The following is a 19,585-nucleotide window of genomic DNA, read 5'->3' as shown; positions in this document are numbered from 1 at the left end:
TAGGAAAACATATTACGTAGTTAGGAGCAGGAAAATGGAACGTACTATCGGTATCGATGCTGGAGGCACATTAACGAAAATAGCTTATTTTAACAAAAAAAAGCTATTAACTTTTGAAAAATTTTATTCGCATGAACAACATAAAATAATAGATTGGATTAAAAACAACAATGGCATAAAACAAATATGTATTACGGGTGGTAAATCGAAACTATTACAGCATCTGCTTACAGGTTCATATAAAATAATAGAGCTAAACGAATTTGAAGCTACTCTTGCAGGTGTCCAATACATATTAAAAGAAGAAAAACATGCTATACGCAATTTTATTTTAACCAATATCGGTACAGGTACTTCTATCCATTACGTTTATAATGAACAATATATTCGCGCTGGTGGAACCGGAGTTGGTGGTGGGACTATTATGGGACTTTCAAAATTGTTAACAAATATAGATCATTTTGAAGATGTAATCCCTCTAACAAAAGTAGGATCTAGAAAAGAACTAGATATTACGGTTGGAGATATTTATGGTGGTATTCTTTCCCCTATCGATAATAACTTAACTGCTAGTAACTTCGGAAAAGCAGCCATTACAGAATCAAATAATAGTAGCTCCGATATACTAGCTACTGTACAAGGACTTGTTGGTGAAGTCGTTACTGCATTAAGCCTTCAATTCGCTGAAACAAAAAACATTGAACATATTATTTATATTGGTTCGACTTTATGTAATAACGTACAACTTCAACATATTATTAGTAGCTACACCGAATATCAAAATAAAACACCAATCTTTTTACAAGATGGTGGTAATAGCGGTGCAATTGGTGCATTACTTCATGCTACGAAATAAAAAGCTGACTTTTGTCAGCTTTTTAGAAATGGCACTTCAAATTCAATAATTGATTCCCCGTTCTCTCCAATTCGCTCCACGCTTATTCTATCAATCACACAATTTAACTTCCCATGAAAACTAGGAATCTCCTTCACTACTTCAGCAGCTAATTCGGCACTTTCTTTTCTTCCGACTGTTACATGCGGGATGTACGGAATGTCTTCTTTCAAAAATTGTAATAAAGGTCCTGTATATAGAATATTATGTAGTTCCTCTATTTGTTCTTTCCCCTTTTCAACTCGTAAAAACAAATATTCTCTTTCACTTGTAATTTGATTCGTAAATTCAATTTCTATATTCTGTATCGGTTTTGATACATTTATAATATGTAATTTCAGCTCATCATTTGAAATCGAACTTTCAAATGGGAATACAATTGTAATATGCGGTGGAATTAATCCAACTAAAGGATCATGTTTATGTCTAATGTTCTCTATTTTATCGATGGACATGTTGTTTAGAAAAAGTAAAATTGTACGCATTTTTATCCCCTCAACTTTTCCTCATTATAATATGTATCATATTCTATGATAGCCTGCCCTTCAACAACTTGTTTTGCTTACCTATAAAAATAAAAAAACTTCTCAAATGAGAAGTTTTCATATAGCATGATTATTATTTTCCCGCCAAACTTTCCTAAACTTTATATAACAGGCAATTCTCCAAGGAAAAATATACGATACTGCAACAACATAAAATAATAAACCTATTGTTTGCTGATCTAAGTCAACAATATATTTTCTTGAACCGTATCTCAAAACGACAAGTGCAATAAAAGTAATTAAAAAAGCTGCACTTTTTTTCGTATAAATATTCCCATCATCTCTTCGTTCATAATTTGTTAATACTATAAGCGGCACAGCAAAAAGTACACCAATGAATACCGCTATACTTACTTGCAATATAGCTGGATGTACGGGACCTAAAAACCATACAATACCTGGTGTTAAAAATAGTAATGGCCATAAAATACGTTTTCCCGACCCCTTTATTGGCTTATGCATGGAGCGATAACGACGCCAAAATATTAGTAGTGCAATGCATAAAAAGACGGTTATTAGTGAGGACGTGTCTCCCATATATTTTCCTTCTCCCTAAAAGAATAATCTATCACTATTTTAAACTGTTCGTTCAAATGATACTTTACGAATAAATATACTACTAGTTATGATATAAAGAATTGTTAATCCAATTGAAATAACAATAAAATAAGGGATATCTATTAAAGATACATCATTTGTAAATAACAATCCTTTTATCCCTACTTCTCCATACAGCACACTATTTGTTGAAAGGAAAAGCGACCCACCAATCATGAGACCAATCCATTGAAATCTTTGCTTAAAAATTACTACTACTTGAAAGAAACATGCTATCGTAACATAAAATAAAAATTGTAAAATAAACTGTTGTATTAATTGCTCTCCAAAGTTAACATTTACTAAGTTATATTTTATATCTTGTAAAAACAGTATTTGAAGGAATGAAAACAATGCGGATTGCAACACAATATAACAAATCGCTCCGATAAAATATTGTATTCTCGTTATACCAAATGAAACTGCTAAACGAAATAAATCATCTTGAACAATGAAAACACTCCCTACTATAAAAATCATAATTGCAATTGAAGGATTATTGATAATTTCGGGTAAATAACCAACTTTCGCTTCATTTAAATGAGCAGCATATAAAGCTCCTTTTATTAATAAAGCTACAATCCAAAATATTAAAATTGCTTTATAATGAAAATTTATATGTAACCTCAATTGTTTCATTAACATCGTCATTCCACTTCACCACCAGTCATGTGAATAAATAGTTTTTGTAATGTAATTCTATCAATTACTAAACCTTCTTTTTCAAGAGAGTAACAATCTTCATTAGAAAGCTCTTCCCATATAACAGCAATACCTTTATTCCCATAAATTTCTTTATTTATAACTTTTTTATTAATCAAGAACTCCTCCACTTTACCTTTTTGCCCTGAAATAATATGACCTTGTTGCAATAAATCTTCCACTGTTGATTGAACAACAAGTGCACCTTCTTTTATGATAATTACTTCTTCAATAACATGGGTTACTTCTTCTACCAGATGTGTTGATAATATAATTGTTCTGGGATACTCCCCGTAATCTTCTAGTAGTAAACTATAAAATAACTCACGATGTGCTGCGTCTAATCCTGTAGTTGGTTCATCAAAAATAGTAATTGTCGCTCTGCTTGCTAACCCTTTAATAATTCCTACAACTGTTTGCATGCCATGAGATAGTTTATGGTATTTCTCTGTTATATTAAGCTGAAATTTACCCGCCAGTTCTTCAGCAAACTTCTGATCCCAATTTTTATAAAACATGTTACATATCTTAAAAATTTCTTTTACGCTATAACTTAAATGAGACTCTTCTTTTACTCTAACAAAACAAATATTTTGCATTGCTTTACTATTTTCAAATACATTTTCACCAAATATTGATACACTTCCACTACTTGAAGTAATTTGACCTGCAAGTAAATTTAATAGTGTCGTTTTCCCTGCTCCGTTCCTTCCAAGCAAACCATATATTTTATGCTCTTCTAATGAAATCGTTACTTCATTTACAGCTATTTTCTTTTTATATTTTTTCGTTATATCTTTCGTTTCAAGTGCAATCATCCCTCTTTCCCCTCCTTCGTAATCTTTTGAATCATATCCATCAATTCATTTTTTGATATTTCTAGTACTTTCGCTTCTTCCCACACTTTAGGTAAATATTCAGTCATAAAAGCATTTTGTCTTTTTTTTAGTACGACTTCTTTCGCTCCCTTTGCAACAAACATTCCGATCCCTCTCTTTTTATATAAAATCCCCTCATCCACTAATACATTCACCCCTTTAGCTGCAGTAGCCGGATTTATTTGTAACATCTTCGCAAATTGATTTGTCGATGGAACTTGTTCTTCTTCAAGCAATATGTCTTTTAAAATATCAGATTCAATCGTTTCTGCAATTTGTAAGTATATTAATTTATTTTGCTCCAGAGTAGGTTTCACAATTTCACCACCTTAGGTTCTTAGGTTCATTACTTATGCAATTAACCATATCACATAAATATATTTATTTCCATAAATTTCTTTTACAAAAAAGAGAGTCATTCTTAAACGAATGACTCTCTTTCTAAAATTTCGAGGTTTCAACTCTTGTTCTCAAATTCTTTTCATTTATACCATTTTGACAAAAGTTAAATTGTTGTCCCTTTATTGACTTTGTACGATCTACTATTTGCCCTAAATGATAACTTGTATGCTCCACTAAATGTAATAAACTCTGAAGATCAATATGCCTTTTTTCTTCCCATACTTGTATATATACTTTTCCCCACTCATCAAATGTTTCTTCAACAATTTTTAACAAAGTTTCGAAGCTTAAATGTTTTATTGGAAAATATTCTTCAATTCCATTTTCAAAAACTATATTGTGATCCTTATAACGCCTTGTATTTCTCTGTAAATGTTCACAAATATGTAGTACGATTCCACCAATTGAATTAACAGAGGTCTCTTGTTTCCACAAATCTTCTTCACTAACGAGCCTAATCGCCTGTACTAACTTAGGTAAATAATAATCCTGCATTCTATGATAAGAAATTTTGTATACTAACTCCATCTTCTCCCCTCCATTATTTCAACTGGCTCACTGGATATTTAGCAAATAAAGATTTCCGAAAATCTTTATCTTCCACAAGCATTTTAATTTTTTCTTCATTGCCGTTAAAGAACTTTATAACTTTATTTTTATTCCATATATCTTTTTCTTTTGGAAAATCATCGAATATACTATGCAAAATTGATAACATTTCTTCCCTCGTTATCTTAAAGTTTTTATTATCTACCTGAAACTCATAACTTTTTGCATTTGGTACTAAAATCACTAAATATATAGCATTAAAGAAAAAATTCTTCTTCATCGTATCCTTCTCATCAAACCAATACGTCTCAATCATTTCTTCTGTAAGAGCCCCACTTTCTTTTGCACCATAGTTCACTTTTATATTTTCATTTCCTAAACTTATACTTTGAACTGTTCCACCACCGGGTAAATGATTAACAATTGCAACCACATCTGAATTATTACCAACGTATGTCCCAGTATATTTCTTAAAATCATCTGACCTAACATCATATATATCTTTTATTCTTTCTCCGTTAGAACAAGCCGCAATGAATAAAAAAATTGTTAGCATAACGATCATGTTATGATGCATATATTTCATTTAGCATCCCCCATTTTTATCGATATTTCGTTAATTACAATATTTACTTTCAAATCCCTTTTTAAATATACGCATTTTAATCAAAATTAAAAATTTTCATTTTTTATGTTTACAATTATCCATTAATTGTATATACTTACTAACGTAAGAAAAAAATTCTAAAAGGAGGTCGAAGGAAATGATGAAATTACAATTACATGCATTAACTTTAGCGTTAACTGCACCTGTGTTTTCTGGACAATTAAATATGAATTCGACCACCCTAATGGAGAATTGAAAATCGTACTTTATTTCATTTAATTCATAAATTCGCCACAGGAGGTCGTATACTTTCCTGTGGCTTTTTCACGCCCAGCCATAGGAGAACTGTATCTTCCTGTGGTTTTTTTGCGCGATTTTTTAGTCTCTTACATTATTTTTCTAAGAAAGGAGCAACATTCAATGACTATTAGCGTATTGTTTTTAAGTATTACGATTCAAAGAAATACAATTTCCAAAGATGAAATTCTTCATAATGAGCAAATTGAAAAAGCTATGAATGATGTTAAGGAGCGCCAAGCACTTTACTGTGATCACCTGTAATTCCTTTTCGAAAGGAGGAATTCATTTATGACTTTTCATATTTTCTTTTTTACGACTGCACTTCAAAAAAATACTTTATCTGAAACTGAAATCAATCGTAAACAACAGTTAAAACAACTGACTGATAAAATAACTGACATTAAAAGTTCATACTACACTCAAATGTATTAAAAATATATTTTAAAGGGGTAATATATTCATGAAATTTAAAGCATTCTTTTTAACAATCACTATTCAAAAACGTAAGCTCTCACAAAAAGAGATTTTACGTGAACAACACATTCAAAACATTATGGACGAAGTAAAAGAGCGTCAATCTTCTTATTACACTCGTCTTTTCTAAATCACTTATAAAGGGGTAATTATTTTATGAAATTTAAAGTATTCTTTTTAACCATTACCATTCAAAAAAATAAATTTTCCGAGTCTGAAATGCTTCATGAGCGACAAATTAATCAGGCTATGGATTCTGTAAAAGAAAGACAAAGTCATTACTGTAGTCACCTATAATTTCTTATTACACTCGTTTTTTCTAAAACATTTATAAAGGGGCAATTATTTTATGAAATTTAAAGTATTCTTTTTAACCATTACCATTCAAAGAAATAAATTTTCTGAGTCTGAAATGCTTCATGAACGACAAATTAATCAGGCTATGAATTCTGTAAAAGAAAGACAAAGTCATTACTGTAGTCATCTGTAATTCCAATTCGAAAGGAGGAATTCACATATGAAGTTTCACCTTTTCTTTTTAACGATTACGATTCAAAAAGAAACAATATCTCAAAATAAATTAAAACAAGAAAGACAATATAAACAAGTTATTGATGAAATTCGAGATCGTAGAAGCAAGTACTACACTCACCTTTAATCGTTTAACTATATAGAATTGAAAGGAGTCGATTATGATGTTGATAGCACGCTGTAAGGAAATGATTTGGATAGTTCAGAGGGATTCCACATAGTTTTATAGAGCTTATATCACACAAGTTTATCACTGAATTTGATGTATAAAAAATATATAATAAAATCAAATCAACCCACTTTTAATTATTTATTTATAAACAAAAGATACACCACTTAAAAAGCGGTGTATCTTCCTCAGTTTTTACTATTTTCGGTTACTTCTCTTCGTCTTAAACAATCTCACTAAGTTCGAAACAACTGTTTTTGTTACTGCATAAACTGGTACTGCTAAAATCATTCCGATGATTCCAGCAAAGTTTCCTACCCCTAAAATTAGGATAATAATTGTTAATGGGTGGATGTTTAATTTCGAGCTCATAATACGTGGTGAAATAATATTACTTTCAAACTGTTGTACAATTGTTACGATAATAATTACGTATAAGGCTTGCATCGGAGATACGAACAGTCCTACAATAACAGCTGGTGCTGCCCCGATAAATGGACCTAAGTTAGGAATGATGTTTGTAAATGCTGCGATAATTCCTAAAACGAAAGCGTACGGTAAATCGATAATTAAATAACCGATAAAAGTAAACGCACCTACAAATATACAAACGAGCGCTTGCCCTTGAATATATGCAGATAATGTTTCGTTCGTTTCCTTAATGATACGAAGCCCCTCTTCACGGTAAGACTCTGGTAATAAACTTACCGCTTTTCCTGGAAAGGCATGTCCATCTTTAAACATGTAAAATAAAATGAACGGTACAGTAAATACAACTAATGCAACGTTCGTGATAATACCAAATAAAGCCGTTGCACTCGACGTAATTGTATTTGGTATATCTTTTAAGTATTCAATCGCATTTTTTTCAATTGTTTCAATGGAAACGTAGTTTTGTGTAGATAACCATTCAAACAACCTATGATGTGATAATTCTTGTATGTATACTTTTCCCTCTTTTATGTAGCCTGGCATATTTTTTACTAAGTCCATTAGCTGTTGTGAAATCGTAGGAACAACTACTCCAACGCCAACCGCAGTTAATGTTATGATAAAAAGATATAACAGCAATATCGCTAAATTTCTAGGTACTTTTTTATTCTCCAAAAAGATTAATACAGGATTAAATATGAAGTATAAAAAAAGCGCGATTAAGATTGGGAAAAATAATGTTGATATGAAGATACCAATCGGTTGAAATAAAAATGATATTTTTGTGCAAATAAATATGATTCCTACAACCATTAGCACTTCTAATGTCCAAAAGTGCACTTTTGATTTCAAAAAAACGGCCTCCTTTAAACTAGCACTTCTCTTCATTGTACCAAAATAAGTATGAATTTCACATAATATTTTCCTTTACAATATTCCAAAATACCGATAAATACACTACAATGAGATTACATACAAATTTGCAGGTAAAGGTGATAAAAATGACACAATGCATCATTTGCAGAAAAGATACGAAAGAACTTAGTGAACAATATGTCATTCCAGAAATATTATGTGGATATTATTTCACAAACTCAATTTGTGATACTTGTCATGAACAAATGACAACAAATATTGATCGTCCTTTAATTAGGCATAAATTGAGTCAATTTAAGATTGAACAAATGAAAAGACAAATTGATTCCCCACTCTATACGAATGAGCACGGTGAGGAACTTGCGGCTGCTGAGACTGATGTTGTCGAAGTAAGCGACGAAATTCTTTATTCTAATGCATTAATTATGAAACTATGTAAAAAGCACGATATTTCCTTACATAATGAAATTTGGAAAGAGGAACGTGTAACGAAAGTAGCGAGTTCTATTCAACGTGAATTACTATTAGATAACCGTAAATATAAAATGAGTATATTAAAAATGGCTTATACATTCGCTGTACAAGCAGTTGATGGCTACTTTGAAGATCAAGATGCGATTGATATTTCTACCATTCTCTCAAATGCAGATTTCGTGGAACTAAAAGAAAAAAGCATTGTACGTGATTTAAGCAAAAGTTCTTTATGGAATACGCTAAATACAAGTAGTGAAAATCATTACTTTATTTTACTTAGCGATAAAGACGGTCTGTTTTGCTTCATTCGCTTGTTTGACATCTTTGATGTTGTCGTTCATTTATCAGAAAAAAGATTTGACCTTCCATCACCCATTGTCGGTGTAAATAATGTGAATACACAGAAATTTTATATCCAAAGTTTAAAACAGTATATGGATGGGCTGTTTAAAGAAAAAGCACCTACTATATAATAGTGACCAGAACATACGGTCTCCTTTCTTGATGAAAAGACACTGTGTTATAATGAGTATGAAAAGAACAATACAATCACATAAACCAATTATAAATTGTATATAAATAAAAAAGACTAGTGTGCGGCTACACACTAGTCCACGTAACTTAGCAGATTGGATTGTTCATTTATCCTATTTGTTTCTTACAAACAAAACAACCCACATTCTATAGGCATAGGTGGGTTGTTATTTTTTGAGCTTGTCTATTAAAACGACGACGAACGTTAACAATGCAACGAGAAACAGTCCACCTTGCAGTAGCAACGCTATTTCACTCACGTATTATCACCCCCCTCTTACTCGGAGAAGTGATAATTGAACAACCAACCGCACCTTAAGTTACCCTTTAATTTTACCATATTTTCTAATAATTTACGATGAAAACCCGCAAGCGAATAACTTGCGGATTTTTTATACCGTATTAACAGGCAGTAAACAAAATGAAGCAATAAATAAGTGAAACTTTATTTCTCACTATTTTTTTAATGCATATGCATCAGCAATCATTTCACCAACAATTTTATTTTCTTCTTTCTTCTTGTCTTTCAATAATGGGAATAACAATTCTGCCACTTCATACGCTTCTTCTAAATGCGGATATCCTGATAAAACAAACGTATCAATTCCTAACGATTCATATTCTTTTATCCTTTCTGCTACTGTATGCGGATCGCCTACAAGTGCAGTACCTGCCCCACCTCTTACAAGTCCGATTCCAGCCCATAAATTAGGGCTTATCTCTAACGACTCTCTCGTACCTTTATTTAAATGTGTCATCCGTTTTTGACCAACCGAATCATATCTTGCAAATGTCTTTTGAGCAAGCTCAATTGTTTCATTATCCACATATTGAATTAAACGTTCGGCCTCTTCCCATGCTTCTTCTTCTGTCTCTCTTACAATTACGTGTAATCTAATGCCAAATCGTACTGTACGCCCCTTCTCTTCTGCAAGTTTTCTTACTTCTTCTATTTTCTCTTTCACTTGCTCTGGCGGCTCTCCCCACGTTAAATATACATCACTATGTTCAGCTGCTACTTCTTTTCCAGCAGCTGATGATCCTCCGAAATATATAGGAGGATATGGCGTTTGAACTGGTGGGAATACAACTTTACTATCTGTAACTTTAATATGTTTTCCTTCTAAAGAGATCGTTTTACCTTGCAATGTCGATTTCCAAACTTTTAAAAATTCATCCGCTGCTTCATATCTTTCATCATGATCAAGATATAATCCATCTCCTTGTAGTTCAACTGGATCTCCTCCAGCTACTACATTAATAAGCAATCTCCCATCTGAAATTCTATCAAATGTAGATGCCATCCTCGCTGCAACTGTAGGTGACATTAGTCCTGGCCTCACTGCTACTAAAAATTTTAGTTTTTCTGTTTCAGCAGCAAGAGCTGAAGCTAACACCCAAGGGTCTTCACATCCTTGACCAGTTGGAAGTAAAACACCCGTATATCCTAAATAATCAGCTGCCGCAGCAACTTGCTTATAATAACCATATTCAGCTGCTCTTCCTCGTTTTGTCGTTCCTAAATATCGACCATCTCCATAAGCCGGAATAAACCATAATAATTCCATACCTTTACACACCCCTTATTTATTTTGAAACGTATACTAACACATTCTATATAAATTACCCCTAATAATTTATATGTTAATTCCCAGTCTCACCTTTAAAATTATCTCGCCATCTTAAAAACTTCACTTCTAGTAAACGTACTAGAGAGTCAGAAAACTTCCCAACAAATGCAAAGATAATTATGCCGACAAATACGATATCTGTATTTGAAAATTGCCTTGCATCCATAATCATATAACCAATACCTTCTGTAGATCCCATAAGTTCTGCTACTACTAAACTCACCCATGCAACACCTAACGATAACCTTGCTCCTAGTAAAAGGTTAGGCAATGCAGATGGTAAAATGAGTTTCGTAATTAGTTTTCTTTTGCTAAACTCTAACACTCTCGCAACATCAAATAACTTTGAATCCACACCTCTAATACCTAAAAATGCGTTTACGTATAAAGGAAAAAATGCACCATCTGCAATTAATAACACTTTCGATGTTTCACCAAAACCGAACCATAATACGAAAAGTGGCGCAACAGCTAGATGAGGTACAGTTCTTAACATTTGCACAGATGGATCTAAATATTGCTCACTTCTCGTTGAAAATCCAACAATCGTTCCTAAAATGATTCCTAAGCCCCCACCAATAAAGAAACCAGCCGCAGCCCTGAATACACTAATACTTAAATGGCCGAATAACTCTCCTGTTTTAATAAGCTCTTGGAAAGCTAGAAAAATATCTAATGGTGTTGGTAAAACTGTTTTAGAAACAAGACCGAATACACCAGCTAACTGCCAAATTATTAATATAATAACCGGTATAGTAATCGCCCTTACTAAAACTTTTACATTTAACTTTCGCACATTCTTAACGCTGTTTTTCTCAATCGTTATACTCGCTGGTTTCATAACAGCTTTCGTATTTTCCACTTTACAAAACCTCTTTTCACTTCGCTTTCAATGCTTTTTCTACGAAAGAATTATCTACAACTTTTTCCGCTTTAATTTCTTTCTTTATAGAACCGAGCTTATATTGAAAATCCGCTGTCTTTTGTTGTTCTGCTATTATTTCCTTCGTTACCGGAACTAAAATTGGTTTGTCGTGATTAAACACTTCTTTTACGATCTCCGCATCTATCTTTTTTACAGAAGTATATACTTTTATTGCTTCATCTAAGTTAGCATCTTGCCATACACGTGCTTTCTCATAAACTTTGAGGAATTTCTCAACTAATTCTGGATGTTCTTTCGCAAATTTTGTTCTCGTAATTAAAAATTCTGGCGAAGAGACATTTAATGTTTCACCGTCTGCAATCACCTTCGCACCTTTATTTAACGTATGTAATGATATGAAAGGGTCCCAAATCGCCCATGCATCTACTGATCCTGATTCGAATGCAGGCTGCGCTTCATCTGGTTGTAATTGAATGACATTTACCTCTTTTGCATCAATCCCTTCTTTATCAAGTGCTCGATACAATAAATTAAAGGCACTACTTCCTTTTGCTACTGCAATTTTTTTACCTTTTAACTCTTTTACACTCGCAATTTTGCTATCTTTTTGAACGAGAATTCCAGTTCCTTTTCTTGCATAACTTGTATTGGCGATTTCGGTAAATCCAATACCTGCTGCTTGCGCTGAAATGACTGGAGAATTCCCTACTTCACCAAAGTCTAATCGGTTTGATGCGATTGCTTCAAAATAAGGAGGTCCACTTTGGAACTCTGTCCATTTCACTTTAACTCCTTCTTTTTTAAACTCCTCTTCAAACCACCCCTTTTTCTTTGCTAGTAATAGCGGGCTTAACCCTTGCTGTATACCAATTTGTATTGTTACATCTTCTTTCTTACTACTTGCTGTACTTTTTTCACATCCTAATAAACATACTGATATAGCTAAAGCAAAAGAAAGAATTTTTAATTTTTTATACATATAAAATCACCCTTTTCCTATATACTTGTTTGAATCAACCCTCCATATTCAAACTGCTGTAATACTTTCGTTCGAAGTTGTTGGAACGATTGAGAAGTTTTATTTCGCGGATAAGGCAAATTATTTTCAATCACTTTATGTATTTTCCCTGGTTTTGCACTCATAATGATGATTCGGTTTGAAAGATATATCGCTTCGTCTATATCATGTGTAACGAATATCATTGTTGTTTTCTTCTGCTCCCAAATATTTAGCAATACTTCTTGTAAATGACTTCGAGTAAAAGCATCCAGCGCTCCAAAAGGTTCATCAAGTAATAATACATTTGGATCTCTTAATAACGCTCTCGCTATCGCAACACGTTGTGACATCCCGCCTGAAATTTCTTTCGGATACGATTTTTCAAAGCCATCTAACCGAACGATTTCAACCCATTCTCTCACCTTATCTTTCACATACTTATCTTTTAACGACAAATCAGCTGCAATATTTTCTTCCACTGTAAGCCATGGAAACAATCGATGCTCTTGAAATATAAATCCTTGCTTCTTACTCGGTTTTGTTATACGCTCCCTATCAATAGTGATCTCACCTTCAAAATCGCTGTCTAAACCTGCAATGATTTTTAGTAATGTACTTTTTCCGCAACCACTCGGACCAATTACTGTAACGAAATCCCCTTTTTCTAATTGAAAATTAATATTCTCTAATACTTGAACCGTACCAGTTTGTTTCAAAAAATATTTTGATACCCCATCAATTGAAACAGTCATTTCTTCCCCTCCTTAAAATGATTCATATAAATGAACAGATTCAGTATTTGTACAATAAAAAAACCAAAGGCATTTTATCAATAGATAAAATGCCTTTGGTTTCTCCAATCAGCAATACGTTATGGAATTAAGTACATATTATACAAATATTTCCGATAAGTCAACTAGGTTTTATTAAAACATACATATGATTTGTTTGAACATTTTACTTTTGATTATTTAAACGATATCGTTTACTTACTATTTTTTCTGATCTTTAATCCACTGTAACCAATAAGAAAACTCACACGCTAAATGCATTTGATGAGATTTAATTAGACTATTAGGACAAAGGGCTGGGAACTCAACAACTAGACTTACTTCTATCCCTGTATCAGTATCTTTAAATTGATGTCGAACTCCACCAATAGTAGTACCATCTTTCATACGTGCAACACCTGTTGATTGGTATTGATAAGATTTATCTCTTGGTGTTTTCAATCCAGTTTCGTCACCAAAAACAATGAAAAATTGAACTGGAAACGGAGAATTACCAGTAGTTTCGATAACCTCTAATTCATTTTCCCCAAAGGATCTTAGTACATAGTGATCAGGACAAGCAGATAAATTCACTTTGTTATTTTCACGTGATTGTTCAAGCATCAAACTATCAATTTCATGTATGGCTTCTTCTGCTGTAATCCCGTCTAAATAAATACTAGTTTTTGAAAATTTTCGTCTATCGCCAGATAAAAGAGTACAGATATGCATACCTATTGCACTTAATCTAAGTTTTGATTTCAACTTTTCGTACATTTCATTGTATGTATATCGCAACTTTATTTCCGTTAGCTGTTTTATCATGACGTCTGTATCATTTATTTCAGACTCTTTATGTCCTAATATATATAATACTTTTTTTATCCGTTCTCTTTTCCATTTTATAAGTTGCTCTTGTGAGATATTATTTCCATCGATAATAATCTTCATATACTCTCTCCTTCCTTTTGATTGTATCGTAGTGTAGTTAATACTAAATTAACCATTTCTTGTTTTGTATCTAGATTCAACTTTACTTCTGAATGAGCAATACTGCTAAGACCGTATAAAATAAACCCAGAAGCTAATAATGAGTTATCAGTATAAAAAATCCCTGTTTTCACTCCCTCTTCAATTACTTGTCTAATTAACGGTTGCATACGTGCGAATAATTTCTGTTCCAGTTGAAAATGTTGTTCCGTCTGAAACGAACTCACATTTTTATAGGGTGCTAACTTTTCAATAAATGTCCAAAATATATCTAGTGAATCTTTCATCTTTTGCATGACAGACCGTTCATTTGAAATAAGTATTTCTTCAATTAACTCCATATTTTTCACAATAAAGTCATTTAAAACTTCATCAACAAAATTCTCTTTAGACTTGAAGTAATAATAAAATAAGCCCGTTGCTACACCTGCATGATTCACAACATCTTTTATGCCAAATCCTTTCATACCATTTTTCATATATAGTTCAAAACCAATATCCATTAACTCTTGGCGTCTTACATCTGGTTCTTTTGATATTCTTTTCATACGTCATCTCCTACAATGTTTTCACCACGACTGAATCTGATTCAATCATAAACGACTGAACTTGATTCAGTCAATATTATTTCATAAATTTAAAATCGATTTAATAACTAAGCGACGAAATTTCTACAAAAAAAGAGTAATCTCAAGAGATATGCTACTAACCTTAGATTTATTAAAAAAGTTAGATCATATAACTTGAGACTACTCATTCCCATTCAAAATATTTATGTAATTAAATTTTATTTCCTCTGCACCCTGGCTGTCTCCAAAACTATTGGTGGCAGCTCTTTTTGAATGATTTCTTTTAATCCATAAAGAGCTTTCTTCACATAACCACCTTCGAAATTTCCTAATGGTTCTGGTAATTCATCCTCATCCAATATGAAGTATTCTCCATTTGGAAGTACCATAATATCGATGATTAAATCTTCAAAGGAAACCACTTCATCTTTTATTTGTGTGTTTTTTACGATATTAAAATAGGAACCTAAATACTTTCCTTTTATATCTCTCCATACGTATAAATTGTACGGACGATCTTTCCAGTAATATGCGATTGTATAACTCCCTTTTGGGATTATTAACTTAGTATCATTTGCAGTCATTGTAAATGAATACTGCACCTCGTGAAATAAAACGATACTTTGTGATTGCTTTTCAAGTAATAAGCAATTGTGATCTACTATTGTTGAGTTATACCGGATTTTTCTTTCTATAATTTCAATTTTCGATGTAAGTAACTTATTCATTATTTTGTTTCCCCTTATGCTAGTTCTATCCTCAATTATATCCATTTATGTAGTAATAAAGAAGTGTATAGTTTTTTATATAATGATTTATACAAGTACATAATAAAAACTCCTTCTTATTTAGAAAGAGTTTTTCACTATCCATGTTTCATATTTTTTCACTTCTAACGGAAGCTCATTTGTTTTTATGCAACTAACAGTACTATTACTCATGTTTTAACTTTTCCTTAACCGCATCATAAAATTTTCGTTCTTCATCAACATTTAAGTAAACACGACTTACTGTTTTAGAAAAGCCGTATAACAACTGCGCTTTCACTGGCTCTTTTAATGTTATTTCAAAAGTAGCAGGTTCTTTTATGAACTCCATAACAGTTGCATCCAATACCTGTCTCCCTTCTTTTGCCGTTAGCAATTCACCCTTGTAGAACGCAATATTATCAATTTGTGTAAATGGCATAACAATTTTCTTTCCTAATCCGATTTGAATGATTACTTGTTCTTCTGTTACGACAAGTGGATTTTTGCGCATCGCTTGTATTTCAGCTATAAAATAAATCATCGCGTATACATTTAAAATAAGTAAAATCCATGCTATTACTGGATTCCACTGATGTAGTAAATAATGAAAACCAATGCTTTCAATTGCTGTTGCGTGAATAATCATGATATACACACCTATAGCACCAGTCTTTTTATGATATGAGTATACAGATTTACCTGTTGGTACTTTTTCACGCCACGATAAAAACGCATAATAGATTAACTTACACTCTGTTAGAATGACATCTATTAACTTACCTCTTTTCATAGTAGCGTCAAACGCTGCATCAATTGCATAAGAAAAGGAATAATTTTCTCTTCTATATTCTTTATATTTTTTTATTATTTTAGGAAGCACTCTAACAATTTTATAGAGAAGGAATAATTCTAAACCTACAAATGCAATTTCAGCCGCAACAATAATATAAGAGATGAATGAAAAAGCTTGTAAATAGTCACTTGGAATAATAAATCTTGCAAAAATATAACCAGCTATTACAACAGGAACTATATATGTTAACGAGTATCTTTTTCGAATAATGAAGAAATACGTGATGATTGGAATGACAAACATGCAATCTAATAATGACCCAAGCACAACTTCTTTCGGCGCAACTGGTACAATTGGAAGGGCATACAATAAATAGTTTGATAGCATAATTAAAGAGACGAGTCCAATCCAAGTACCTTTTCGCCTTCGTGATAGTGTAACCTTCATACGTTCACTCCTTTATTTAAAAACCTCATTTAAATGGTCTTTATAAAATGAAATGGCACGTTCAAATTCTTTTACTTCCTCTACTTTCACGACAGTTTCAAGTAATAATTTCATCGCTGATTCGTGATCGTTTACGTTATATTTTGCTAATGATAAAAATACTTTCATTGGAGCGTTCTCTGGGAATTTTTTCACCCCAGCTTCTAATACTGTAATTGCCTTTTCATATTCCCCTATACAACGATATGTACTTCCTAAACCAATATAAGCACCGCAAAGCGATTCGCCATCAAGTCCATTTGCGATTGCCTGCTCATAATACGGAACTGCTTCTGTTTCTAGCCCCATTACATCATGTATCCACGCACACTGATACAGTACTTCTGCATCCTTTGTAAAGTTTGTTAATCCTATAAGCATCTCTTTAGACTGCGCATATTTCTTTTCATTTCTAAGTTTAATAGCTTGCTTTAATAAATGTTCCATAGAATCCACTCCTCACCAATTATTCTGTGTATAGCTCTTGATTGGTATACGCTTCACATTCGTGTAAAAGTAAAATTCCCACCAATTAAAGTTTCGCTTACTTATTACTATGCGGATTCATTCTCATCTAAAAACTTAATTTTAAAAAGCAGTGACACGATTACATAATACCTCTAAGCTTTTGACAATTTCTTTCGCTGTTTCATCTTTCCCATTACACAACTTCCCTTTACCATCCTGTCCAATTACATAATGCACAGCCCCGCGCGAATATAAAGAATGTGGTGAATTCGCAATCATTACATTCGCCCTTGCTTCTTTCATTCTATTTTTTGCTCTTTCAAACAGTTCTTCTTCATTTAAATCACTTTCAAGTTTAAAACCAACAAGTACTGTTTCTGGGTCCCATTCTTTTATTTGTTTTAATACCTTTGGAGCCTTTTGAAAGTGAATAATCGGTGCTATATCACTTGAAATTTTTCCGTTCATATTAAGAACATTACCATCTTGATCACAAATTTTCTCTACAATCCAATCTGATCCAGCTGCTGCCATAATGACTGCATCAACCTTTTCATGTGATATGATACTTTTCATTTTATCTTGTAAATCAACGATTCCTTCAAATGGATGTAATTCTAACCCTCTATGTATATCACTCGGTTTCTCCGCAAAATAACCGTGTAAATATATAACATGTGCCCCTTTAGCTAGAAGTTCTTCTGCGATTATCCTTCCGATTGTACCTTTGGCCATATTCGTATGCCCGCGTACTTGATCCCATTTTTCTAGACAACCACCGCTCGTAATTAATACCTTTTTCCCCTTCATTGTAACCATCCCTTACTAATTTTTCTTACGAAACCATTCTGTTCCAAAGTCAACTATATCACGCTGTTTCATTAGACGACACGTTGCATTCCCTATCTTCCCATTTTTTACAGTTCCTTTTCGCTCAAACTCCACACCAATTTCTACAAACTTCTCAGATTCGTAATCCATTTCAACAAACTCTTTCCACACTCTTTCACCGTTTTCTATAATAGGTGCTCCTACTTGTATTAACTCACATGCACCAGAACGCACCTCGGATAAATGAACAGACGTATTGGAATCATATCCAACACCAATTAATAATACGTACCCGTCTAAATCATATATTTTTCTTAATGGAGATTCTTCTCCAAAGCTCATTGATAACGAATGGTTCATTGTTATTTCTACTGCATGTTTTCCCCATGCAGCAAAACTTCCTAACGGATGATTACTACGTACTACATTCGGATATGTACGAAAACATTCAACTATTTCACCCATTCCCCTTGTTGGGGTTATACGTGAATCAAATGCTGGGACGTTATCTCGGATAATTTGCCACCAGTCTTCCGGTACAGGTGGTCTTGACCAATGTTTCGGATCGGACAAATCCGAAGATTGCGTTGGCATTATTATCGTTCCTTCTTCCGTAACAACTTTCATTAATGCTTCTACTACAGCAACGGCACCACCAGATATCCACCCGATAGAACTTAGTGATGAATGAACGATAATTGTCATTCCTTTTTCGACTCCTAATGCTTTTAAATCTTTTGTTATTGTTTCGATTGTATTTGGAAATTGTGTACTTGCTACTATTTCATTCATTTTCATATTGGTTCCCCCACTAGCCACGTAAATTTAAACTTTTATATAAATATATTATCATATTTTTCTTAATTTTTAACTTAATCATATTCATTACTACAAAAATATGTATATTATTATACTGAAGCCTCAAAACTCTATTAAAATCGTAGATAATGATGAGCGAGAGTTTTTTTGAAATGAAGAAAAATGTAAATCCTATTTTTTCAAACTATACTCCATATGCATATTTTTATACTATTTTTCCATGTAACAATGAAATCTTTCTATCCCTGGATATTTTTCTCCTAAACTTTTAACTTGAAAACCAATTCTTTTATAAAATTCTACCGCCCCATCGTCTGTCTCCGCTTCTATATAAGTCAATTGATATATCCTTACCACTTCTTTAATCATTTGCAGTGCAATTCCTTTTTGACGATAATCTGGAGCCACTGCTATATGACATATGCGTGCTTTAGTTTCTCCGATTATTTCAATACCTAGACAAGCTTTTTCTTCATATTTGTACAAAGTCCCTTTATTACTTTGATAAAATATTACTGCCTTCTTTAAGCTTATTTCATTTGGACCGACGGCATATTGTAGCACATTTAATATTGAATCTTTCTCAATTTGTTTAACACACTGTAAATTCATACTTTCATCCCTTTCT

At 32.6% G+C, this 19,585-nt stretch carries 29 protein-coding genes; 8 read left to right on the top strand and 21 right to left on the bottom strand.

The annotated features are described in order from the left end of the window. Positions 1 to 34 precede the first annotated feature (34 nt). Positions 35 to 856: a type II pantothenate kinase gene (gene coaW / locus ACTFP3_RS19925; RefSeq protein WP_242284545.1), complete on the top strand. Its 822-nt coding sequence runs from the start codon at positions 35 to 37 to the stop codon at positions 854 to 856. A gap of 14 nt (positions 857 to 870) precedes the next feature. Here the strand turns inward: coaW and ACTFP3_RS19920 are convergent, their stop codons facing one another. The 7 genes from ACTFP3_RS19920 to ACTFP3_RS19890 form a co-directional block, all read right to left on the bottom strand. Then, positions 871 to 1,380: a 2'-5' RNA ligase family protein gene (locus tag ACTFP3_RS19920; protein ID WP_326036628.1), complete on the bottom strand. Its 510-nt coding sequence runs from the start codon at positions 1,378 to 1,380 to the stop codon at positions 871 to 873. Positions 1,381 to 1,497: 117 nt separating this feature from the next. Then, entirely contained in the window at positions 1,498 to 1,977 is a 480-nt protein-coding gene (locus ACTFP3_RS19915; protein ID WP_326036629.1) for a cytochrome c biogenesis protein CcdC, read from the bottom strand. A 39-nt stretch (positions 1,978 to 2,016) separates the two neighbouring features. Next, positions 2,017 to 2,688 carry a DUF4052 domain-containing protein gene (locus ACTFP3_RS19910; protein WP_000178200.1) on the bottom strand — a complete coding sequence of 224 codons (672 nt, stop codon included), beginning with the start codon at positions 2,686 to 2,688 and terminating at the stop codon, positions 2,017 to 2,019. Then, positions 2,685 to 3,557, bottom strand: a complete 873-nt coding sequence (locus ACTFP3_RS19905) for an ABC transporter ATP-binding protein (RefSeq protein ID WP_326036630.1) — start codon at positions 3,555 to 3,557, stop codon at positions 2,685 to 2,687. The genes ACTFP3_RS19910 and ACTFP3_RS19905 overlap by 4 nt, the downstream gene beginning before the upstream one ends. Further along, positions 3,554 to 3,934 carry a GntR family transcriptional regulator gene (locus ACTFP3_RS19900; protein WP_000805190.1) on the bottom strand — a complete coding sequence of 127 codons (381 nt, stop codon included), beginning with the start codon at positions 3,932 to 3,934 and terminating at the stop codon, positions 3,554 to 3,556. The genes ACTFP3_RS19905 and ACTFP3_RS19900 overlap by 4 nt, the downstream gene beginning before the upstream one ends. Positions 3,935 to 4,058: 124 nt before the next feature. Continuing rightward, positions 4,059 to 4,547, bottom strand: a complete 489-nt coding sequence (locus ACTFP3_RS19895) for a hypothetical protein (RefSeq protein WP_326036631.1) — start codon at positions 4,545 to 4,547, stop codon at positions 4,059 to 4,061. Positions 4,548 to 4,560: 13 nt separating this feature from the next. Beyond that, a complete protein-coding gene (locus ACTFP3_RS19890; protein WP_326036632.1) occupies positions 4,561 to 5,154 on the bottom strand; it encodes a DUF4825 domain-containing protein in 594 nt (197 codons plus the stop codon). A gap of 441 nt (positions 5,155 to 5,595) precedes the next feature. Here ACTFP3_RS19890 and ACTFP3_RS19885 point away from each other — a divergent pair, with 441 nt between their 5' ends. From ACTFP3_RS19885 to ACTFP3_RS19860, 6 genes are read left to right on the top strand one after another with little or no spacing between them, the layout of a single operon-like run. Beyond that, positions 5,596 to 5,736: a YrzI family small protein gene (locus tag ACTFP3_RS19885; RefSeq protein ID WP_000156193.1), complete on the top strand. Its 141-nt coding sequence runs from the start codon at positions 5,596 to 5,598 to the stop codon at positions 5,734 to 5,736. A 27-nt stretch (positions 5,737 to 5,763) separates the two neighbouring features. After that, positions 5,764 to 5,907: a YrzI family small protein gene (locus ACTFP3_RS19880; RefSeq protein WP_000142708.1), complete on the top strand. Its 144-nt coding sequence runs from the start codon at positions 5,764 to 5,766 to the stop codon at positions 5,905 to 5,907. A gap of 28 nt (positions 5,908 to 5,935) precedes the next feature. Next, positions 5,936 to 6,079: a YrzI family small protein gene (locus ACTFP3_RS19875; protein ID WP_000668963.1), complete on the top strand. Its 144-nt coding sequence runs from the start codon at positions 5,936 to 5,938 to the stop codon at positions 6,077 to 6,079. A 26-nt stretch (positions 6,080 to 6,105) separates the two neighbouring features. Next, positions 6,106 to 6,246, top strand: coding sequence for a YrzI family small protein (locus tag ACTFP3_RS19870; protein ID WP_000669805.1), 141 nt, complete (start codon positions 6,106 to 6,108; stop codon positions 6,244 to 6,246). Positions 6,247 to 6,298: 52 nt separating this feature from the next. Further along, positions 6,299 to 6,439: a YrzI family small protein gene (locus ACTFP3_RS19865; protein WP_000669816.1), complete on the top strand. Its 141-nt coding sequence runs from the start codon at positions 6,299 to 6,301 to the stop codon at positions 6,437 to 6,439. Positions 6,440 to 6,466: 27 nt separating this feature from the next. Then, the gene (locus ACTFP3_RS19860; RefSeq protein WP_097842498.1) at positions 6,467 to 6,607 is read left to right on the top strand and encodes a YrzI family small protein; all 141 of its coding nucleotides are present in this window, start codon (positions 6,467 to 6,469) and stop codon (positions 6,605 to 6,607) included. A 240-nt stretch (positions 6,608 to 6,847) separates the two neighbouring features. On the opposite strand, the gene ACTFP3_RS19855 is transcribed toward ACTFP3_RS19860, so the two are convergent. Next, a complete protein-coding gene (locus ACTFP3_RS19855; protein ID WP_000837892.1) occupies positions 6,848 to 7,933 on the bottom strand; it encodes an AI-2E family transporter in 1,086 nt (361 codons plus the stop codon). A 149-nt stretch (positions 7,934 to 8,082) separates the two neighbouring features. On the opposite strand from ACTFP3_RS19855, the gene ACTFP3_RS19850 reads away from it, so the two are divergent. After that, positions 8,083 to 8,904, top strand: coding sequence for an HNH endonuclease (locus ACTFP3_RS19850; RefSeq protein ID WP_088362018.1), 822 nt, complete (start codon positions 8,083 to 8,085; stop codon positions 8,902 to 8,904). A 228-nt stretch (positions 8,905 to 9,132) separates the two neighbouring features. On the opposite strand, the gene ACTFP3_RS19845 is transcribed toward ACTFP3_RS19850, so the two are convergent. The 13 genes from ACTFP3_RS19845 to ACTFP3_RS19785 all read right to left on the bottom strand — a co-directional run bounded on the left by ACTFP3_RS19845 (position 9,133) and on the right by ACTFP3_RS19785 (position 19,569). After that, on the bottom strand, positions 9,133 to 9,225 hold the full coding sequence (locus ACTFP3_RS19845) for a putative holin-like toxin (protein WP_001289320.1): 93 nt from the start codon (positions 9,223 to 9,225) through the stop codon (positions 9,133 to 9,135). Positions 9,226 to 9,420: 195 nt separating this feature from the next. Further along, entirely contained in the window at positions 9,421 to 10,533 is a 1,113-nt protein-coding gene (gene ssuD / locus ACTFP3_RS19840; protein WP_016122695.1) for an FMNH2-dependent alkanesulfonate monooxygenase, read from the bottom strand. A gap of 76 nt (positions 10,534 to 10,609) precedes the next feature. After that, positions 10,610 to 11,458: an ABC transporter permease gene (locus ACTFP3_RS19835; protein WP_000432131.1), complete on the bottom strand. Its 849-nt coding sequence runs from the start codon at positions 11,456 to 11,458 to the stop codon at positions 10,610 to 10,612. 16 nt (positions 11,459 to 11,474) lie between these two features. Further along, positions 11,475 to 12,461, bottom strand: a complete 987-nt coding sequence (locus tag ACTFP3_RS19830) for an aliphatic sulfonate ABC transporter substrate-binding protein (protein ID WP_242245065.1) — start codon at positions 12,459 to 12,461, stop codon at positions 11,475 to 11,477. Between the two features lie 17 nt (positions 12,462 to 12,478). After that, on the bottom strand, positions 12,479 to 13,234 hold the full coding sequence (locus tag ACTFP3_RS19825) for an ABC transporter ATP-binding protein (protein ID WP_086388250.1): 756 nt from the start codon (positions 13,232 to 13,234) through the stop codon (positions 12,479 to 12,481). Positions 13,235 to 13,474: 240 nt separating this feature from the next. Next, complete coding sequence (locus ACTFP3_RS19820) at positions 13,475 to 14,203, bottom strand: hypothetical protein (protein ID WP_440011044.1); 729 nt, start codon at positions 14,201 to 14,203, stop codon at positions 13,475 to 13,477. Continuing rightward, positions 14,200 to 14,790 carry a TetR/AcrR family transcriptional regulator gene (locus tag ACTFP3_RS19815; protein WP_000822633.1) on the bottom strand — a complete coding sequence of 197 codons (591 nt, stop codon included), beginning with the start codon at positions 14,788 to 14,790 and terminating at the stop codon, positions 14,200 to 14,202. The genes ACTFP3_RS19820 and ACTFP3_RS19815 overlap by 4 nt, the downstream gene beginning before the upstream one ends. Positions 14,791 to 15,029: 239 nt before the next feature. Next, complete coding sequence (locus ACTFP3_RS19810) at positions 15,030 to 15,539, bottom strand: DUF402 domain-containing protein (RefSeq protein WP_001037874.1); 510 nt, start codon at positions 15,537 to 15,539, stop codon at positions 15,030 to 15,032. A 205-nt stretch (positions 15,540 to 15,744) separates the two neighbouring features. Then, positions 15,745 to 16,800 carry a hypothetical protein gene (locus ACTFP3_RS19805; protein ID WP_016122698.1) on the bottom strand — a complete coding sequence of 352 codons (1,056 nt, stop codon included), beginning with the start codon at positions 16,798 to 16,800 and terminating at the stop codon, positions 15,745 to 15,747. Between the two features lie 12 nt (positions 16,801 to 16,812). After that, positions 16,813 to 17,286: a tetratricopeptide repeat protein gene (locus ACTFP3_RS19800; RefSeq protein WP_000400636.1), complete on the bottom strand. Its 474-nt coding sequence runs from the start codon at positions 17,284 to 17,286 to the stop codon at positions 16,813 to 16,815. Between the two features lie 141 nt (positions 17,287 to 17,427). Beyond that, positions 17,428 to 18,117 (bottom strand): phosphopantothenoylcysteine decarboxylase domain-containing protein, encoded by a 690-nt coding sequence (locus tag ACTFP3_RS19795; protein WP_000676721.1) that lies wholly within the window; start codon positions 18,115 to 18,117, stop codon positions 17,428 to 17,430. 15 nt (positions 18,118 to 18,132) lie between these two features. Next, complete coding sequence (locus ACTFP3_RS19790) at positions 18,133 to 18,936, bottom strand: aminoglycoside N(3)-acetyltransferase (protein ID WP_000783346.1); 804 nt, start codon at positions 18,934 to 18,936, stop codon at positions 18,133 to 18,135. 231 nt (positions 18,937 to 19,167) lie between these two features. Continuing rightward, positions 19,168 to 19,569, bottom strand: a complete 402-nt coding sequence (locus ACTFP3_RS19785; RefSeq protein ID WP_001053115.1) for a GNAT family N-acetyltransferase — start codon at positions 19,567 to 19,569, stop codon at positions 19,168 to 19,170. Positions 19,570 to 19,585: the final 16 nt, after the last annotated feature.

Origin of the sequence: Bacillus cereus group sp. MYBK5-2, from assembly GCF_051915685.1 — a bacterium.
In the GTDB taxonomy this organism is placed as follows: Bacteria; Bacillota; Bacilli; order Bacillales; family Bacillaceae_G; genus Bacillus_A; species Bacillus_A cereus.
This window is presented reverse-complemented; position numbering and strand designations above follow the sequence as displayed.

Excerpts from the sequence above, each read along its gene's own strand:
- ACTFP3_RS19850 (WP_088362018.1), top strand. The coding sequence starts at position 8,083 with ATGACACAATGCATCATTTGCAGAAAAGATACGAAAGAACTTAGTGAA.
- ACTFP3_RS19890 (WP_326036632.1), bottom strand. The coding sequence starts at position 5,154 with ATGAAATATATGCATCATAACATGATCGTTATGCTAACAATTTTTTTA.
- ACTFP3_RS19915 (WP_326036629.1), bottom strand. The coding sequence starts at position 1,977 with ATGGGAGACACGTCCTCACTAATAACCGTCTTTTTATGCATTGCACTA.
- ACTFP3_RS19910 (WP_000178200.1), bottom strand. The coding sequence starts at position 2,688 with ATGACGATGTTAATGAAACAATTGAGGTTACATATAAATTTTCATTAT.
- ACTFP3_RS19870 (WP_000669805.1), top strand. The coding sequence starts at position 6,106 with ATGAAATTTAAAGTATTCTTTTTAACCATTACCATTCAAAAAAATAAA.
- ACTFP3_RS19885 (WP_000156193.1), top strand. The coding sequence starts at position 5,596 with ATGACTATTAGCGTATTGTTTTTAAGTATTACGATTCAAAGAAATACA.
- coaW (WP_242284545.1), top strand. The coding sequence starts at position 35 with ATGGAACGTACTATCGGTATCGATGCTGGAGGCACATTAACGAAAATA.
- ACTFP3_RS19830 (WP_242245065.1), bottom strand. The coding sequence starts at position 12,461 with ATGTATAAAAAATTAAAAATTCTTTCTTTTGCTTTAGCTATATCAGTA.
- ACTFP3_RS19820 (WP_440011044.1), bottom strand. The coding sequence starts at position 14,203 with ATGAAGATTATTATCGATGGAAATAATATCTCACAAGAGCAACTTATA.
- ACTFP3_RS19790 (WP_000783346.1), bottom strand. The coding sequence starts at position 18,936 with ATGAAAATGAATGAAATAGTAGCAAGTACACAATTTCCAAATACAATC.
- ACTFP3_RS19810 (WP_001037874.1), bottom strand. The coding sequence starts at position 15,539 with ATGAATAAGTTACTTACATCGAAAATTGAAATTATAGAAAGAAAAATC.
- ACTFP3_RS19895 (WP_326036631.1), bottom strand. The coding sequence starts at position 4,547 with ATGGAGTTAGTATACAAAATTTCTTATCATAGAATGCAGGATTATTAT.
- ACTFP3_RS19800 (WP_000400636.1), bottom strand. The coding sequence starts at position 17,286 with ATGGAACATTTATTAAAGCAAGCTATTAAACTTAGAAATGAAAAGAAA.
- ACTFP3_RS19860 (WP_097842498.1), top strand. The coding sequence starts at position 6,467 with ATGAAGTTTCACCTTTTCTTTTTAACGATTACGATTCAAAAAGAAACA.
- ssuD (WP_016122695.1), bottom strand. The coding sequence starts at position 10,533 with ATGGAATTATTATGGTTTATTCCGGCTTATGGAGATGGTCGATATTTA.
- ACTFP3_RS19815 (WP_000822633.1), bottom strand. The coding sequence starts at position 14,790 with ATGAAAAGAATATCAAAAGAACCAGATGTAAGACGCCAAGAGTTAATG.
- ACTFP3_RS19785 (WP_001053115.1), bottom strand. The coding sequence starts at position 19,569 with ATGAATTTACAGTGTGTTAAACAAATTGAGAAAGATTCAATATTAAAT.
- ACTFP3_RS19805 (WP_016122698.1), bottom strand. The coding sequence starts at position 16,800 with ATGAAGGTTACACTATCACGAAGGCGAAAAGGTACTTGGATTGGACTC.
- ACTFP3_RS19880 (WP_000142708.1), top strand. The coding sequence starts at position 5,764 with ATGACTTTTCATATTTTCTTTTTTACGACTGCACTTCAAAAAAATACT.
- ACTFP3_RS19875 (WP_000668963.1), top strand. The coding sequence starts at position 5,936 with ATGAAATTTAAAGCATTCTTTTTAACAATCACTATTCAAAAACGTAAG.
- ACTFP3_RS19920 (WP_326036628.1), bottom strand. The coding sequence starts at position 1,380 with ATGCGTACAATTTTACTTTTTCTAAACAACATGTCCATCGATAAAATA.
- ACTFP3_RS19905 (WP_326036630.1), bottom strand. The coding sequence starts at position 3,557 with ATGATTGCACTTGAAACGAAAGATATAACGAAAAAATATAAAAAGAAA.
- ACTFP3_RS19865 (WP_000669816.1), top strand. The coding sequence starts at position 6,299 with ATGAAATTTAAAGTATTCTTTTTAACCATTACCATTCAAAGAAATAAA.
- ACTFP3_RS19825 (WP_086388250.1), bottom strand. The coding sequence starts at position 13,234 with ATGACTGTTTCAATTGATGGGGTATCAAAATATTTTTTGAAACAAACT.
- ACTFP3_RS19795 (WP_000676721.1), bottom strand. The coding sequence starts at position 18,117 with ATGAAGGGGAAAAAGGTATTAATTACGAGCGGTGGTTGTCTAGAAAAA.